Below are 16639 nucleotides of genomic sequence, written 5' to 3' on the forward strand. Positions count from 1 at the left end.
TGTGACCTGCGAGCGATAGACTTCCCTCATCACGACGACCGTCGCGACCACCCGGGAACCGGAAAGTAGGCCATATCCCAAACGTGAGCGAACACGACCAGAACGGCGAGACGTTCGGCGCCACGCGTCCGGCGGAACGCACCGTGCGTTCGAGTATCGATCTCCCACCCGAAACGGTCCCGCCTCTCCTCGGTTCCTCCGACGAGAATCTGCGCGCTCTCGAACGGGTCCTGGACGCAGACATCCATGTACGCGGCAACGCCGTCACGCTGACGGGACGGCCGGGCGACGTCGCGCTCGCCGAACGGGTCATCGCCGAACTGGGCTCCATCGTCGGCCGCGGGCAACCGCTCACCCCCGACGCGGTTCGTCGCACCGTGGGCATGCTCACGCAGGGCCTGAGCGAATCGCCCGCCGAGGTCCTCACCCTCGACATCCTGTCGCGGCGCGGCAAGACGATCCGGCCGAAGACGCTCAACCAGAAACGCTACGTCGACGCGATCGACGCCAACACCATCGTGTTCGGCATCGGGCCCGCCGGAACCGGCAAGACCTACCTCGCCATGGCCAAGGCGGTGCAGGCCCTGCAGACCAAGCAGGTGTCGCGGATCATCCTCACCCGCCCCGCGGTCGAGGCGGGCGAGCGGCTCGGGTTCCTGCCCGGCACGCTGCACGAGAAGATCGATCCGTACCTGCGCCCGCTGCACGACGCGCTGCACGACATGATGGACCCCGAGGCCATCCCGAAGCTGATGCAGTCAGGTGTCATCGAGGTGGCGCCGCTGGCCTACATGCGCGGTCGCACCCTCAACGACGCGTTCATCATCCTCGACGAGGCCCAGAACACCACCGCCGAGCAGATGAAGATGTTCCTCACCCGCCTGGGATTCGGTTCCAAGGTCGTCGTCACCGGCGACGTCACGCAGGTCGACCTGCCCGGTGGTGCCCGGTCGGGTCTGCGCGCGGCCACCGAGATCCTCGGTGACATCGACGACATCAACTTCGCCGAACTCAACAGCAGCGACGTCGTCCGGCACCGGCTGGTGTCCGACATCGTCGACGCGTACGAGCGTTTCGAGGCGGACCGGGACGGCAAGGTCGAGCTCGGAAACCGCGCACAGCGCAGAGCGGCGCACGCGCGTTCTCCACGACGGTAGGGTGAGTGTCGCCGGAACCAGGAGGAAGCGACACACATGAGCATCGAAGTCTCGAACGAATCGGGCATGGACGTCTCCGAAGAGGAGCTGATCAGCGTCGCCCGCTTCGTGATCGCGAGGATGGACGTGCACCCCGCGGCCGAGTTGTCGATGGTCCTCGTGGACTCCGCCACCATGGCCGACCTCCACATGCGGTGGATGGACCTTCCCGGCCCCACCGACGTGATGTCCTTCCCGATGGACGAACTCGAGCCCGGCGGTCGCCCGGATTCGCCCGAGCCCGGGCCGTCGATGCTCGGTGACATCGTGCTGTGTCCGTCCTTCGCCGCCGACCAGGCAGACAAGGCCGGTCACGCGCTCGCACACGAACTCGCGCTGCTCACCGTGCACGGTGTGCTCCACCTCCTCGGCTACGACCACGCCGAACCGGAGGAGGAGAAGGAGATGTTCGGCCTGCAGAACCAGTTGCTCGAAGACTGGTACGAGGATCTGCGCAGAGCCGAGCGGGACGCCGCACTCGCTGCCCGGGACCAGAAGCTGCTCGGCAAGGCCGGCTTCTTCGACTCACCGGATCAGTAACCGCCACGTGAAGGGTCTTCTGTGAGTAGCGCCATCGCGCTGATCGTCCTCGCGATCGTCCTCGTCCCTCTCGGTGGTGTCTTCGCCGCCGTCGATTCCGCTCTCAACACGATCTCGTCCGCGCGGATCGAGGAGATGGCGAAAGACGACCGGCCCGGCGCCACCCGCGTCCTCCGCATCCTGTCCGATCGCCCCCGCTACGTGAATCTCATGGTGCTGCTGCGCATCCTGTGTGAGATCACGGCGACGGTGGTGCTCGTCGGTGGACTCTCCGACCTCCTCGAACCCGTGTGGGCGCTCACGGTCACCGCGATCATCATGGTGCTCGTCGACTACGTGGTGATCGGGGTCGGCCCCCGTACGCTCGGCCGCCAGCACGCATATTCGATCGCACTGATCACGTCATTTCCTCTGCAGGTCATCGGAACCCTGCTGGGCCCGATCAGCCGCCTGCTGATCCTGATCGGTAACGCGATCACCCCGGGTAAGGGATTTCGCAACGGCCCCTTCGCCTCCGAGATCGAGCTGCGCGAACTCGTCGACATGGCGCAGGAGCGCGGCGTGGTCGCCGACGGCGAACGCCGGATGATCCAGTCGGTGTTCGAACTGGGGGACACGTCCGCCCGCGAGGTGATGGTGCCGCGCACCGAGATGGTGTGGATCGAGAGCGACAAGAGCGCAGGGCAGGCGACGTCGCTGGCCGTGCGCAGCGGGCATTCGCGCATCCCCGTGATCGGGGAGAACGTCGACGACGTGCTCGGCGTGGTGTATCTCAAGGATCTCGTGCAGGAGACGTACCACTCGCGGGACGGCGGACGCAGTGTCCTCGTCCGCGACGTGATGCGGCCCGCCGTGTTCGTGCCCGATTCCAAGCCCCTTGACAGTCTGCTCGCCGAGATGCAGCGCGACCGCAACCACATGGCGGTGCTGGTCGACGAATACGGCGGCGTCGCCGGACTGGTCACCATCGAGGACGTCATCGAGGAGATCGTCGGAGAGATCGCCGACGAGTACGACCAGGACGAGACGCCGCCCGTCGAGGACCTCGGAGACGGCATGTTCCGTGTTTCCGCGCGACTGCCGATCGAGGATCTCGGTGACCTGTTCGGCATCGAGATCGAGAACGACGAAGTCGAAACGGTCGGTGGGCTGATCGGATACGAACTCGGCAGGGTCCCGCTCCCGGGATCCGAGGTCGTGTCGCACGGACTCGTCCTCCGCGGTGAGGGTTCGCCCGATGTGCGCGGGCGGGTGCGGATCAGCACTGTGTTCGTGCAACGGGCACCCGTCGACGACGACGATCCGGACGACCGCCGACGGGAGGGTGACGATGACTGAATTGGACGCCGAGGACGCGAAATTGGTCGTGCTCGCGCGAGGAGCGCTCGGCCGCACCGGAAGTGGGCAGGGTGCCGCGGTCCGCGATCTCGACGGACGCACCTACGCGGCGGGAGCGGTCGCGCTGACGGCGCTGTCGCTGACCGCGCTGCAGGCCGCCGTCGCGGCGGCGGTGTCGAGCGGCGCCGAGGGTTTCGAGGCGGCCGCCGTGATCGGCGGCAACGCACACGACCCGGGCATCGCCGCACTACACGAAATCAGTGCGCAGGCGGCCGTCGTCTTCGCGCGAACCGATGGATCCGTGATCGAGGAGCAACATGAGTAAACCCGAATTCCGTTCCGGATTCGTCTGTTTCGTCGGACGACCCAACACCGGCAAGTCCACGCTGACCAACGCGCTGGTGGGCAGCAAGATCGCGATCACGTCGTCGCGCCCGCAGACCACCCGCCACACCATCCGCGGCATCGTGCACCGCGACCACGCGCAGCTGATCCTCGTCGACACCCCGGGTCTGCACCGTCCCCGGACCCTCCTCGGGCAGCGCCTCAACGATCTCGTGCGCGACACGTACTCCGAGGTCGACGTGATCTGTTTGTGCATCCCGGCGGACGAGAAGATCGGCCCCGGCGACCGGTGGATCGTGCAGCAGGTCCGGCAGATCGCGCCCAAGACCACGCTCGTCGGCATCGTCACGAAGATCGACAAGGTCAGCAAGGACATGGTCGGGCAGCAGTTGCTGGCCGTGTCCCAGCTCCTCGGCCCCGAGTCGGACGTCGTGCCGGTGTCCGCCGCGTCCGGGGAGCAGGTGGAGGTGCTGGTCGACGTCCTCGCCTCGAAGATGGAGGAGGGCCCGGCGTTCTACCCGGACGGCGAACTCACCGACGAACCCGAAGAGACGCTGATGGCCGAGCTCATTCGCGAGGCGGCGCTCGAGGGGCTCGGCGACGAACTGCCGCACTCGCTGGCCGTGGTCATCGAGGAGATCATTCCCCGCGAGGGACGCACCGAGAAGCAGGGCGAGCTGCTCGACGTCCACGCGCTGCTGTACGTCGAGCGGCCCAGTCAGAAGGGCATCGTGATCGGCAAGGGCGGCGCCCGCCTCCGCGAGGTGGGCACCAAGGCCCGGCTGCAGATCGAGAAACTCCTCGGCACCAAGATCTTTCTCGAACTGCACGTCAAGGTGGCCAAGGACTGGCAGCGCGACCCGAAACAGCTGGGCCGCCTGGGCTTCTAGGCGGCCGCGCCGCCCGTGCGTGGTCGACGAGTCCAGGGACTCGTCAACCGCTCACGGGGCCTGCGGCCCTCAACAGCAGGAGCACCGACGCCGCGAAGTCGTGATCGCCGTCGCTTCCGGTGGCGAGTCTCCTGAGCTGGAGGCCGGCGATGGTGGCCACGACCGTCGGCGCGATGGACGCCGCATCGGGGATACCGAGTGCGGTGAGGATCGTCACCGTCAGTTCGTCGTATGCGGCGAAACATTCGGCGGCGGACTGCCGTAGTTCGTGATCACGACCCGCGTGGATGTACAGCTCGAACGGGGCGATCCGCTCGGCGGAGAACGCCAGATCCTTCGCGACCTTCTCGGTGAGAGCCGCGGCGTCCTCGAAGCTCAGCCCCGTGTCGCGGTAGCCCTCCGCCAGTTCCGACAGTCGCCGCGTCTCCTCCGTCACAAACCCCGACAGCGCGGCGCGGAGCAGGTCCGTTTGGGTGGGGAAGTGGTACGTGATGGAGCCGAGCGAGACCCCGGCCTGCGTGGCGATCCGCCGATTGGTCACGCCGGGAATGCCTTCCGTGCCGACGATGTGCAGCGCCGCCGCGAGGATGCGGTCACGGACGTCCGTCGAAGCCATCGGTCACCACCATTTCCCTGGACGTTCCCGATCCCACCGGAGCACCGATTCGAGCTGGGCGGCAACGGACACCAGGAGCGGTTCGGCGTTGTCGTGTCCCATCAACTGTGCTCCGATCGGCAGGTTGCCGGACGTGAACCCCGCCGGGACGTTCACGCTGGGCCAGCCGAGCACGTTCCACGGCCACGCGTACGGGCAGACCGCGGTGATCACCTTGTCCGTGGCCCAGGAGCTGATCCCGTCGATCCCCTCGACCGCCGGTGGGGGAGTCGCGGTGGTGGGGGCGAGGACCAGGTCGTACTTGTCGAAGATCGCGCCGACGCGTCGCCGCGCCCTCGGCTCGGCCGCCCGGGCGGCACGCAGCGGCGCGCCGCGCAGGAGCCGCCCGGTGCGGGCATTGCTCTTGGTGCGGGGGTCGACGAGCGACGGGTCCGGGACCTTCCGCGTCCAGTCGTCGATGCCGGCCATCGACCGCGGGAGGAAACCGAGCCCGAACATGATTCCGTAGTCGGGGTCGTCCACGACGACGCGATGGCCCAGCCTGCGCAGCGCCTCGGCGATCCGGGCGACGCCCTGACGGACTTCGGGGTGCAGCGTGGTGGGGGTGGCGGTGAACGGGATCCGCAGGGACAGCGCGATGCGCAGCGGTCCGGGATCGCGGCCGACGGCGTCGCTGACCGTAACCGGTGCCGGCGTGTGGAGGTCGCCCTCGTGCGGTCCCGCCGCGACGTCGAGCAGCAGCGCCGCGTCGGCGACGGTCCGGGCGAGCGGACCGTTGACGGTGAGTCCGTAGAACGCCTCCGCGGCGGGCCAGGTGGAGATGCGGCCGCGTTGCGGCTTGATCCCGACGAGGTTGGTCCAGGCGGCGGGGATGCGGATGGAACCGGCGCCGTCGGAGCCGATCGCCGCGGACACCAGACCGGCGGAGACGGCGGCCGCGGCGCCACCGGACGATCCTCCGGGTGTGTGGTCGCGATTCCACGGATTTCGGGTGTGACCGAAGGCGGGGCCACCGGTGAAGGGCCACTGCCCGAGTTCCGGGCTGTTCGTCTTGCCCACGATCACGGCACCGGCGGCGCGCAGGCGTCGCACCATCTCGGAATCGCGTTCCGCGGGCGGGAAGTCGCCGGGACATCCGAATGCGGTCGGCTCTCCCGCCACGTCCACGTCGTCCTTGACGGCGATCGGCACCCCGAGCAACGGGAGGCGCTCACCGGCGGCGATCCGGCGGTCGGCCTCGGCCGCTTCGGCCAGGGCCGTGGTTCGGCGGACCACCTTGAACGCGTTGAGCGTCGGCTGGCTCGCGTCGATGCGGTCCAGTGCGGCGCGGGTGGCCGCGACCGAGGTGGTGGCGCCGGACGCCAGCGCCGCCACCTGTTGGACGAGCCCCGGCGCCCAGTCGCCAGTGCCCTCGTCCCCGCGCCGTCGTCCGCTGCGCTGTCGCTCACTGCCCACGTGTCCCGTGCTCATCCCGCCCCTCCCGCGTCACTGTTCGTTCGAACGAACAGTATCAGCGGACGTGTCGGCGGACTACGGTTCCGATCACTTCGGCGGCACCGTGAGCCTGCGTTTCGGGCAGCCGGGCGTAACCGCAGACCAGTCCCCGATGTCCGCCCGGTGTGGTGCGGTAGTCGGCGAGAGTGGGTACCGTCACCCCGCGGTCCTGCAGTTCCGCCGACAAGGCCACGTCGTCCACCGAGCGCGGCAGCGTGAGGACGACGTGGAGGCCCGCCTCGATGCCGGCGATCCCGACACCGTCCACGCCGCGCGCGGCGCACTGCTGACGCAGCGCGGTGACGAACGCGGACCGGCGGGCCGCGTACGTGCGGGAGGCGCGGGCGAGGTGCCGCGACAATGCACCCGAATCGATGAACTGCGCCAGGGCGAGGGCGGTGACCGCGCAGCAGGCCTCGCCACTCGTGTCCAGGGCCCGGACGAGTTCCGTCCGCAGCGCCGGCGGGGCGATCACCCACGCCACTCGGATCGCGGGGGTGAGGATCTTCGACGCGGTGCCCACGTACGCCACGCATTCGGACCCGCGGTCGATGCTGCGCAGCGCGGGCAACGCCGACACGTCGTAGCGGAATTCGCCGTCGTAGTCGTCCTCGATGATCAAGGTCCCGGATGCGGCGGCATCGGCGACGAGCCGGGCCCGGCGGCCCACCGGCATCCGGGCACCCATCGGGTACTGATGCGCCGGGGTGCAGTACGCCGCCGCGTCGGTCGTGGCCAGCAGTCCGGGGTCGAGGCCGTCGTCGTCTACCGGCACGCAGCGTGTCCGCGCGCCTGCGGCCTCGAGGACCCGGCGGGCGCGGCTGTAGCCGGGCTCCTCGAACGCTATGTCGCGGCCGCCGAGCCCGGCCGCGGCGACGAGGGTCCGGAGCGCGGAGCCCACACCGGGAACGATCACCAGTTCGTCGGCATGTGCCGCGATCCCCCGGGTGCGGCGCAGATGCCCCGCGAGGGACTGCCGCAACTCCGGGTGCCCGTCGGGGCCGGGGACGTCGGAGGTCACCGCGGCGGCGGCCGCCGACCGCCACGCCCGGCGCCAGTCGGTGGTGGAGATCAGACCGGGGTCGGGGTGGCCCGGTGTGAGATCCCACCGGGTGTCCGGTGCATCCGGGGCGGCGGAGGATCGCCGCCCGGGCGAACCGGGAACCGCGTGCGACGCGGCGTGGGCGCGGGCCGCGACGTCGGCGCCGGGCGCGATCCGAGTGCCGGAACCGGCGCGGGCGCTGGCGTACCCGGACGCGCAGAGTTCGTCGTAGGCGTCGACCACCGAGGCCCGCGCCACCGTCAGGTGATCGGCCAGCGCCCGGGTGGAGGGCAGGGGGTCACCCGGCCGAAGGCGCCCCACCCGGATCTCGTCGAGGATCGACTCCGCGATCCGGTGTCGAAGTGGCGCGTCGGTATGGGGGAGCTGCAACGTCAGGTGCAGTTCGGGGCTGATCCGGGGCATGACCCGACAATACTGGTCTGTAGATAATTGCGATTGTGGATCTGGAAGCTGATCCACATGGGATCGACGATGGTCTCGTGGACAAGATCATGAGATACCCCGACCGTGCCCGAACCGAACGAGCGCAACTGGACGCCGTCCTCGACGCCGCGCCGATGGGCACCCTCGCCACCGTCGTCGACGGGCTGCCGTGGGCCGTGCCGATGCTCTACGCCCGCGACGGCGACAGGATCCTGCTGCACGGATCCACCGGGGCGGGTGCGCTGCGGCAGGTGGCCGCGGGCGCCCCCGCGGTGCTGTGCGTCGCGATGCTCGACGGGATCGTCGTCGCGGACACGCTGTTCGACTCGTCGGCGAACTACCGCTCCGCCGTGGTCCGCGGCAACCTCGTCACCCTGGACGAGGACGAATCCGCCGACGCGCTCAACGCGCTGTCCGACGTGCTGATCCCCGGCCGCAGCACCGAGGTTCGCGGGCACCGGCGCAAGGAACTCGCCGCGACGCTGGCCCTCGCCCTCCCGATCACGCCGGGCGGGTGGACCGTCAAGGTGCGCGACGCGCCGCCGGGCGAACCTGCGGAATCCAGCAGCGCCTGGGCCGGCGTGGTCCCCGTGCGGTCGGTTGCCGGTGCGCCCGTCCCGGCGCCGTGGGTGGCGAGCGGCACCCCGCTGCCGGCGTCCGTGTCGCGCCTGACCCGGACCGCGTAAGGAAAGCGTCAAGAGCCGTCCGGGACCCGTAAGCGCTTCGTCAGCGTCGCTTCTGCCGCCTCGATCCGGCGCGATGCTGGCATGACACCCCACGCATCGTGGGCTGTCATGCCTGCGCTGAACCGCAGGATCAGTACGAAGAGGATCCTCACATGGCCGACGTGGCCTACGTAGCGCTCGTCCTCGGCGGATTCGCCTGTTGCGCGCTCGTTCTCCGTGCCCTGCAGACCGGACGCGTGCAGACCGGACGCGCGAAATGACGGGCGCCGGAATACTCGCTGTCGTCCTCGTCGCGATCGCCGCCGCGCTCGTCGTCTACCTGCTCATCGCGCTCGTCGACCCGGAGCGCTTCTGATGACGCCCGCTCTCGCGGCCGGGTTGCAGATCGCCGTCGTCGTCGCCGTCCTCGCGGTGGCGTACGTGCCGGTGGGCGACTACCTGGCCCGCGTGTACGAATCGCGGCACCACCTGCGGGTGGAGTCCGTGCTGTACCGCCTCTGCCGCATCAATCCCCACACCGAGCAGACCTGGTACGGCTACGCCGGCAGCGTGCTGGGATTCTCGATGGCGGGTGTGCTCTTCCTGTATGTCCTGCAACGTATTCAGGGCATTCTGCCGCTGTCCGGGGACCTGTCCGGGGTCAGCCCCGCCGTCGCCTTCAACACCGCGGTGTCGTTCGTGACGAACACCAACTGGCAGTCGTACGCCCCCGAAACCACGATGAGCAACCTGACCCAGCCGGTCGGACTCGCCGTGCAGAACTTCGTGTCCGCGGCAGTGGGGATGGCCGTCGCGGTCGCGCTGATCCGCGGGTTCGTCCGGGTGTCGCGGGGCGGGGAGGTCGGCAACTTCTGGGTCGACCTCACCCGCGGGAGTCTGCGGATCCTGCTGCCGTTCTCGTTCGTCATCGCGCTGATTCTGTTGAGCCAGGGTGTGATCCAGTCCTTCCACACCGGATTCGCGTCCACCGGCCTGGACGGCAATGCCGTCACCAACGCGCTGGCGCCCGTCGCCTCGCAGGAAGCGATCAAGGAACTCGGCACCAACGGCGGCGGCATTCTCGCCGCCAACTCGGCGCACCCGTTCGAGAACCCGACGCCGGTCAGCAACATCGTCGAGATCCTGGCGATCCTCCTGATCCCGGTCTCGCTCACCCGCACGTTCGGCACCATGGTCGGCGACCGCAAGCAGGGTCTGACCCTGCTCGCCGTCATGGGCATCCTGTGGGGCTCGCTGCTCGCGATCACGCTTGCGGCCGAGTCCGGTCGGCGCGGCGTCGCCGCCACCGCCGCGGGCGCGATGATGGAGGGCAAGGAAGTTCGATTCGGCATCCCCGGCACGGCACTGTTCGCCGTGAGCACCACCGGAACGTCCACGGGCGCGGTGAATTCCGCACACGACAGCCTGTCGTCGCTCGGCGGCGGGGCCGTGTTGCTGAACATGCTCCTCGGTGAGATCGCGCCTGGCGGTGTGGGTACCGGACTCTACGGAATTCTGGTCCTCGCCCTCATCGCCGTCTTCGTCGGCGGACTCCTCGTCGGCCGTACCCCCGAATACCTCGGCAAGAAACTGCGGCAGCGGGAGATCACCCTCGCCGCCCTGTCCGTGCTGGTGATGCCAGCGCTGGTGCTGATCGGGACCGGAATCACCGTCATCCTGTCCTCGACCACCGGCTATCAGGGCAACAGCGGCGACCCCGGAACCCCCGGATCCATTCACGGATTCTCGGAAGTGCTGTACGCGTTCGCGTCGGCGTCGAATAACAACGGCAGCGCGTTCGGCGGTCTGACGGTGACGAGCGACTGGTTCCAGAGCGCTCTCGGACTGTGCATGCTGTTCGGCCGGTTCCTGCCGATCATCCTCGTTCTCGCGCTCGCCGGATCGCTGGCATCGCAGAAGAAGACCGCCGCAGGCGCCGGCACCCTGCCGACTGCGGGCCCGATGTTCACCGGGCTTCTCACCGGCACCGTCGTGCTCGTCGCGGCGTTGACATTCTTCCCGGCCCTCGCGCTGGGACCGATCGCGGAGGCCCTGCAGTGAGTGTGAACGTGACCAGTCGTCCGGAGACCGGGACGGCGACCACGACGCCGGGCGGCCACGGCCCGGCACCCGTGAAGGCGGGAATCTTCAGCCCCGCTCAACTGCTGACGGCGCTACCGGGCGCCGTGCGCAAAGTAGACCCCCGGCATCTCGCGCGCAACCCGGTGATGTTCGTGGTGTTCGTCGGTTCCGTCGTCACCACCGCGATGGCCGTCGCCGACCCGTCGGTGTTCTCCTGGGCGGTGACGGCGTGGCTGTGGTTCACCGTGCTGTTCGCCAACCTGGCCGAATCGGTCGCCGAGGGGCGCGGCAAGGCGCAGGCGGCGAGTCTGCGGAAGGTGAAGCAGGACACGACGGCGCATCGCGTCACGCCGAGCGGCAGCCTGGAATCGCTGCCGGGCACCGACCTCGTCGTCGGTGACCGGGTCGTCGTCGAGGCGGGCGAGGTGATCCCGGGCGACGGCGACGTCGTCGACGGCATTGCGACCGTGGACGAGTCGGCCATCACCGGCGAGTCGGCACCCGTCGTCCGCGAATCCGGCGGCGACCGCTGCGCCGTCACCGGCGGCACGACCGTGCTCTCCGACCGGATCGTCGTCCGCATCACCGCAGCCCCGGGACAGTCGTTCGTCGACCGGATGATCGCCCTGGTGGAAGGGGCGGCGCGGCAGAAGACGCCCAACGAGATCGCCCTGAACATCCTGCTGGCGTCGTTGACGATCATCTTCCTGCTGGCCGTCGTCGCGATCGGTCCGATGGGCCTGTACGCGGGTCGGGAGCAGGATCCGATCAAGCTGATCGCGTTGCTGGTGTGCCTGATCCCCACGACCATCGGTGCCCTGCTGTCCGCCATCGGCATCGCGGGGATGGACCGGTTGGTGCAGCGCAACGTCCTCGCGATGTCGGGGCGGGCGGTGGAGGCCGCAGGCGACATCGACACGCTGCTGATGGACAAGACCGGCACCATCACGTTCGGCAACCGGCAGGCCACCGCCCTGCACCCCGCTCCGGGAGTCACGGCGATCGAATTGGCCACGGCCGCACGTCTGTCGAGTCTCGCGGACGGCACCCCCGAGGGTCGCAGCATCGTGGATCTGTGCGCCCGGGACTTCGGGCTCGCCCCGGCACCGTCCGAGGCGGAGCGAACCGCGGAGTTCGTGCCGTTCACGGCGCAGACCAGGATGAGCGGACTCGATATCGACGACACAAGGATTCGCAAGGGTGCGAGCGACGCCGTACTGACGTGGGTCCAGGCCCTCGGCGGGCGTGCGGCGCACGCGGTCACCGAGACGGTGACCGCTATCGCTCAGGCCGGAGGCACACCGTTGGTCGTGGCCTCGGCTCACACCGGCGAGCCGACGGTGCTGGGGGTGATCGCGCTGTCGGACGTGGTGAAACCGGGCATCGCCGAGCGGTTCGCGGAACTGCGGGCGATGGGAATCCGCACGGTGATGATCACCGGCGACAATCCGCTCACCGCCAAGGCCATCGCGGCCGAAGCCGGTGTCGACGACTTCATGGCGGAGGCGACACCAGAGGACAAGCTCGCGCTGATCCGCAAGGAACAGGAGGGAGGACGGCTGGTCGCGATGACCGGTGACGGCACCAACGACGCCCCGGCGCTGGCCCAGGCGGACGTCGGGGTGGCCATGAACACCGGCACGTCCGCCGCGAAGGAAGCCGGGAACATGGTGGATCTCGATTCGGATCCCACCAAGCTCATCGAGGTGGTGGAGATCGGCAAACAGCTGCTCATCACCCGCGGGGCGCTGACCACGTTCTCGCTCGCCAACGACCTGGCCAAGTACTTCGCCATCCTCCCCGCGTTGTTCAGCGTCATCTACCCGCAGCTGGACACACTGAACATCATGCGTCTGGCCACCCCGGAATCGGCCATCCTGTCGGCGGTGATCTTCAACGCCGTCGTGATCGTGGCCCTGATCCCGTTGTCGCTGAAAGGTGTTCGTTATCGGCCGTCGTCGGCGTCGACACTGCTCGGCCGTAACCTGCTGGTCTACGGTCTCGGCGGAGTGATCACCCCGTTCGCCGGTATCTGGTTGATCGACCTCGTCGTCCGTCTCATTCCCGGAATTGGGTGATCCCGCATGCGTTTTCTCATCGGACTGCTCCGGCAGACCTGGGCCGGGCTCCTCGTCCTGCTCGCACTCACGGCCGTTCTCGGCGTGCTCTATCCCGCCGCGGTGTGGGGGGTGAGCAGGATCGGCGCCGGCGCGGCCGAGGGTTCTCCCCTGCGGGACAGCACCGGGTGCGTCATCGGAAGCCGGTGGGTCGGTGTCGACCCGCAGGTGCCGGCAGGGCAGCCGGACCCGTACTTCCACAACCGGGTGACCGGGTCGGTGTCCGATGGGGATCCGTTCACCCCCGGCGACCCCGCGACGGCGCTGCCCACCAACCAGGGACCGAGCAGTGAGATCCTGGCGTCGTTCGTCGCCGAGCGCCGTGCCGCGATCGCCGCGCGCGAGGGCGTCGATCCCGGCGACGTTCCGGCCGACGCGGTCACCGGATCGGGCTCCGGCATCGACCCGCACATCAGCCCCGCGTATGCGGCATTGCAGGTGCGGAGGGCCGCGGAGGCGAACGGCCTCAGCGAGATCCGGGTCCGGCAGCTCGTCGCCGAGAACACCGAGGGACGGCAACTCGGGTTCCTCGGCGAGGAACGGGTGAACGTCCTCGAACTGAACCTGGCGCTCGGCCTGACCGCACCCGAGTGCACGGCACCGACCGCTGGTGGATGATGACGAGGTGAGTGGTACCGGATCCGACGGCGAGCGCCGGGACGTCGAACGCCGGCGCGGTGAACTGCGCATCTATCTCGGTGCGGCACCGGGTGTCGGCAAGACGTACGCCATGCTCGGTGAGGCCCACCGCCGCCGGGAGCGGGGATGCGACGTGGTCGCGGCCGTGGTGGAAACCCACGGCCGCGACCGCACGGCGGCGCAGCTCGGTGACCTCGAACTGATTCCGCCCAAGGTCATCGCCTACCGCGGCACGCTCGGCCGGGAGCTGGACGTCGAGGCGGTGCTGGCGCGCTCACCGGCACTCGTGCTCGTCGACGAGCTCGCGCACACGAACACGCCGGGCAGCGTCCACGAGAAACGCTGGCAGGACGTGGAGATACTCCTCGCCGCCGGCATCGACGTCCTGTCGACGCTCAATGTCCAGCACCTCGAGAGCCTCAACGACGTGGTCCAGCGAATCACCGGGGTGGTGCAGCAGGAAACGGTCCCCGACAAGGTGGTGCGCGCGGCCACCCAGGTGGAGCTGGTGGACATCACCCCGGAGGCATTGCGCCGCAGACTGTCCCACGGAAACATCTACGCCGCGGAGAAGGTCGACGCCGCGCTCGGCAACTATTTCCGGAAAGGGAATCTCACCGCGCTCCGTGAACTGGCGTTGCTGTGGGTGGCCGATCAGGTGGACGCCGCGCTCGCGAAATATCGCGCGGAGAACAAGATCACCGAGACGTGGGAGGCTCGTGAACGCGTCGTGGTCGCCGTGACGGGCGGACCGGAGTCGGAGACACTGGTGCGGCGCGCGAGCCGCATCGCGTCGAGATCCAGCGCCGAGCTGAGCGTCGTGCACGTGGTGCGGGGCGACGGTCTCGCAGGCGTCTCGGCGCCGGAGATGGGCAAGGTGCGCACTCTCGCCGCGAGTATCGGGGCGAGCCTGCACAGCGTCGTCGGGGACGACGTGCCGACCACACTGCTCGATTTCGCCCGGACCGCGAACGCCACCCAGTTGGTGCTGGGCACGTCGCGACGTTCACGGTGGGCGCGGATCTTCGACGAGGGGATCGGTGCGAGCGTCCTGCAGCAGTCGGGGTCGATCGATGTGCACATGGTGACGCACGGCGAATCCCACCGCCCGCGGCGACTGTCGCCGGTGGGATCGCGGTCCCGCACCGCGATCGCCTGGATCGCCGCGGTCCTCGTCCCGTCGGTGGCGACGCTGGTGATGACGGCCGTCGACCGGTGGCTCGGACTGGTCGGCGAGGGCGCGCTGTTCTTCATCGTGGTCCTGCTCGTCTCCCTGCTCGGCGGTGTCGCGCCCGCGGCCTTCTCCGCGCTGATCTCGGGACTGTTCCTCAACTATTTCTTCACGCCGCCGGTGCACAGCTTCACCATCGCCGAGCCGGACAACTTCGTCACCACGGTCGTGCTGCTCGTGGTCGCCGTCGCGGTCGCGGTCCTGGTCGACGCGGCAGCCAAGCGTTCGCGGGAGGCCCGCCGGGCGTCGCAGGAGGCGGAGTTGCTGGCACTCTTCGCCGGATCCGTGCTGCGTGGCGCGGATCTGGAGACCCTGCTCGACAAGGTGCGCGAGACGTACGGCCAGGAGTCGGTCAGTGTCCTGCACCGCGATCGCGGTGCGGTGGGGTCGGTCGGACCGCACGCCCCGCGGAGCGTCGACGAAGCCGACACGGTCTGCGAGGTGGGGGAAGGGGAATACGCGCTCGCCCTCCGCGGCAGTGAACTGCGCGCCCGGGACCGTCGCGTGCTGCTCGCGGTCGCCAACCAGGCGGTGGGCATGATCCGCCAGGCCGAGCTCGCTCAAGAAGCCGGCCAGGCGCAGGCGCTGGCCGAGGCCGACCGGTTGCGGCGCTCGCTGCTGTCCGCCGTCAGCCACGACCTCCGGACCCCGCTGGCCGCCGTGAAGGCGGCTGCGTCCAGCCTGCGCAGCGACGACGTCGACTTCTCCCCGGAAGACACCGCCGAACTGCTCGCGACCATCGAGGAATCCGCCGATGTCCTCACCTCGCTCGTCGGCAACCTGCTCGACTCGTCCCGCCTCGCGGCGGGGGTCGTGACGCCGACTCTGCGTCCGGTGTATCTCGACGAGGTGGTGCACCGGGCGCTGGTGGGTCTGGGGATCGGCGGCCGCACGGGCACCCGGGCACGGGAACGGGTGGAGGTCGACGTCGGAGCGGTCACGGCCATGGCGGATTCGGGGCTGCTCGAGCGGGTTCTGGCGAATCTGATCGACAACGCGCTCCGCTACGGTGAGGACTCCGTGATCCGGGTCGGCGCCGCGGCGGTGGGAGACCGCGCCGTGATCACCGTCGCCGACACGGGACCGGGGATTCCGCGCGGGCGGGCCGAGGAGATGTTCGACCCGTTCCAGCGGCTGGGAGACCGGGACACGACCACCGGGGTCGGGCTCGGACTCTCCGTCGTCCGCGGATTCGTCGACGCGATGGGCGGGACGATCAGCGCCACCGACACCCCGGGCGGAGGACTGACCATGGTGGTGGAACTGGCCGGGCCGGGAGGGGAGCATCCATGACACGAGTTCTCGTCGTCGACGACGAACCGCAGATCCTCCGCGCCCTGCGGATCAATCTCAGCGTGCGCGGATACGACGTGGTCACGGCCGCGTCGGGGGCGGCCGCTCTGCGCGCCGCCGCCGAGCGACAGCCGGACGTGATCGTGCTCGACCTCGGGCTCCCCGACATGGACGGGACGGAGGTGCTCGCCGGCCTCCGCGGGTGGTGCCCGGCACCGGTGATCGTGCTGTCGGCCCGCACCGATTCCGCGGACAAGGTGGACGCCCTCGACGCCGGCGCCGACGACTACGTCACCAAGCCGTTCGGGATGGACGAATTCCTGGCGCGGGTCCGGGCGGCCGCGCGCCGCGCGACCGCCGCCGTCGACACGAGCGAGCCTGTGGTGGAGACGGATTCGTTCACCGTCGATCTCGCGGCGAAAACCGTGCGCCGGTCCGGGGTGGAGGTCCACCTGACGCCGACCGAGTGGGGAATGCTCGAGATGCTCGTGCGGAACAAGGGCAAACTCGTGGGCCAGAAAGAACTCCTCCGGGAGGTGTGGGGTCCGGCGTACGCCACCGAGACCCACTACTTGCGGGTGTACCTGGCGCAGCTGAGGCGCAAACTCGAGGACGACCCGTCCCATCCGCGTCACCTCATCACCGAGGCCGGGATGGGATACCGGTTCCAGGTGTGAGATCGCGCGCGGCTCGGCGTGCGGAATGTG

15 protein-coding genes are annotated in these 16639 nt (G+C 69.3%); 12 read left to right on the forward strand and 3 right to left on the reverse strand.

Features of this window, described 5'->3' with window-relative positions; translation table 11 throughout:
- Window positions 1–83: 83 nt before the first annotated feature.
- From H0B43_RS30350 to era, 5 genes are read left to right on the forward strand one after another with little or no spacing between them, the layout of a single operon-like run.
- A complete protein-coding gene (locus H0B43_RS30350; RefSeq protein ID WP_185724553.1) occupies window positions 84–1157 on the forward strand; it encodes a PhoH family protein in 1074 nt (357 codons plus the stop codon).
- Window positions 1158–1193: 36 nt separating this feature from the next.
- Entirely contained in the window at window positions 1194–1736 is a 543-nt protein-coding gene (gene ybeY, locus H0B43_RS30355) for an rRNA maturation RNase YbeY (RefSeq protein ID WP_185724552.1), read from the forward strand.
- Window positions 1737–1757: 21 nt separating this feature from the next.
- Complete coding sequence (locus H0B43_RS30360) at window positions 1758–3074, forward strand: hemolysin family protein (RefSeq protein ID WP_185724551.1); 1317 nt, start codon at window positions 1758–1760, stop codon at window positions 3072–3074.
- Window positions 3067–3399 carry a cytidine deaminase gene (locus H0B43_RS30365; RefSeq protein WP_185724550.1) on the forward strand — a complete coding sequence of 111 codons (333 nt, stop codon included), beginning with the start codon at window positions 3067–3069 and terminating at the stop codon, window positions 3397–3399. The genes H0B43_RS30360 and H0B43_RS30365 overlap by 8 nt, the downstream gene beginning before the upstream one ends.
- Window positions 3392–4309 (forward strand): GTPase Era, encoded by a 918-nt coding sequence (gene era, locus H0B43_RS30370; protein WP_185724549.1) that lies wholly within the window; start codon window positions 3392–3394, stop codon window positions 4307–4309. The genes H0B43_RS30365 and era overlap by 8 nt, the downstream gene beginning before the upstream one ends.
- Window positions 4310–4352: 43 nt before the next feature.
- Here the strand turns inward: era and H0B43_RS30375 are convergent, their stop codons facing one another.
- The 3 genes from H0B43_RS30375 to H0B43_RS30385 are packed head-to-tail and all read right to left on the reverse strand — an operon-like array spanning window position 4353 to window position 7884.
- Window positions 4353–4925, reverse strand: a complete 573-nt coding sequence (locus H0B43_RS30375) for a TetR/AcrR family transcriptional regulator (RefSeq protein WP_185724548.1) — start codon at window positions 4923–4925, stop codon at window positions 4353–4355.
- 3 nt (window positions 4926–4928) lie between these two features.
- On the reverse strand, window positions 4929–6395 hold the full coding sequence (locus H0B43_RS30380) for an amidase (protein ID WP_185724547.1): 1467 nt from the start codon (window positions 6393–6395) through the stop codon (window positions 4929–4931).
- Between the two features lie 40 nt (window positions 6396–6435).
- Window positions 6436–7884, reverse strand: a complete 1449-nt coding sequence (locus H0B43_RS30385; protein WP_185724546.1) for a PLP-dependent aminotransferase family protein — start codon at window positions 7882–7884, stop codon at window positions 6436–6438.
- A gap of 77 nt (window positions 7885–7961) precedes the next feature.
- Here H0B43_RS30385 and H0B43_RS30390 point away from each other — a divergent pair, with 77 nt between their 5' ends.
- The 7 genes from H0B43_RS30390 to H0B43_RS30420 all read left to right on the forward strand — a co-directional run bounded on the left by H0B43_RS30390 (window position 7962) and on the right by H0B43_RS30420 (window position 16609).
- Window positions 7962–8591 carry a pyridoxamine 5'-phosphate oxidase family protein gene (locus H0B43_RS30390; protein ID WP_185724545.1) on the forward strand — a complete coding sequence of 210 codons (630 nt, stop codon included), beginning with the start codon at window positions 7962–7964 and terminating at the stop codon, window positions 8589–8591.
- 256 nt (window positions 8592–8847) lie between these two features.
- Window positions 8848–8946: a potassium-transporting ATPase subunit F gene (locus tag H0B43_RS30395; protein ID WP_185724544.1), complete on the forward strand. Its 99-nt coding sequence runs from the start codon at window positions 8848–8850 to the stop codon at window positions 8944–8946.
- Window positions 8946–10631: a potassium-transporting ATPase subunit KdpA gene (kdpA, locus tag H0B43_RS30400; protein ID WP_185724543.1), complete on the forward strand. Its 1686-nt coding sequence runs from the start codon at window positions 8946–8948 to the stop codon at window positions 10629–10631. The genes H0B43_RS30395 and kdpA overlap by 1 nt, the downstream gene beginning before the upstream one ends.
- Entirely contained in the window at window positions 10628–12730 is a 2103-nt protein-coding gene (gene kdpB / locus H0B43_RS30405; RefSeq protein WP_185724542.1) for a potassium-transporting ATPase subunit KdpB, read from the forward strand. Before kdpA ends, kdpB begins: the two co-directional genes overlap by 4 nt.
- A 6-nt stretch (window positions 12731–12736) precedes the next feature.
- Complete coding sequence (locus H0B43_RS30410; protein WP_185724541.1) at window positions 12737–13387, forward strand: potassium-transporting ATPase subunit C; 651 nt, start codon at window positions 12737–12739, stop codon at window positions 13385–13387.
- 7 nt (window positions 13388–13394) lie between these two features.
- The gene (locus tag H0B43_RS30415; RefSeq protein WP_185724540.1) at window positions 13395–15932 is read left to right on the forward strand and encodes a sensor histidine kinase KdpD; all 2538 of its coding nucleotides are present in this window, start codon (window positions 13395–13397) and stop codon (window positions 15930–15932) included.
- Complete coding sequence (locus H0B43_RS30420) at window positions 15929–16609, forward strand: response regulator (protein ID WP_185724539.1); 681 nt, start codon at window positions 15929–15931, stop codon at window positions 16607–16609. Before H0B43_RS30415 ends, H0B43_RS30420 begins: the two co-directional genes overlap by 4 nt.
- The last annotated feature ends 30 nt before the right edge of the window (window positions 16610–16639 follow it).

This window comes from Rhodococcus sp. 4CII (genome assembly GCF_014256275.1).
Lineage (GTDB): Bacteria > Actinomycetota > Actinomycetes > Mycobacteriales > Mycobacteriaceae > Rhodococcus_F > Rhodococcus_F wratislaviensis_A.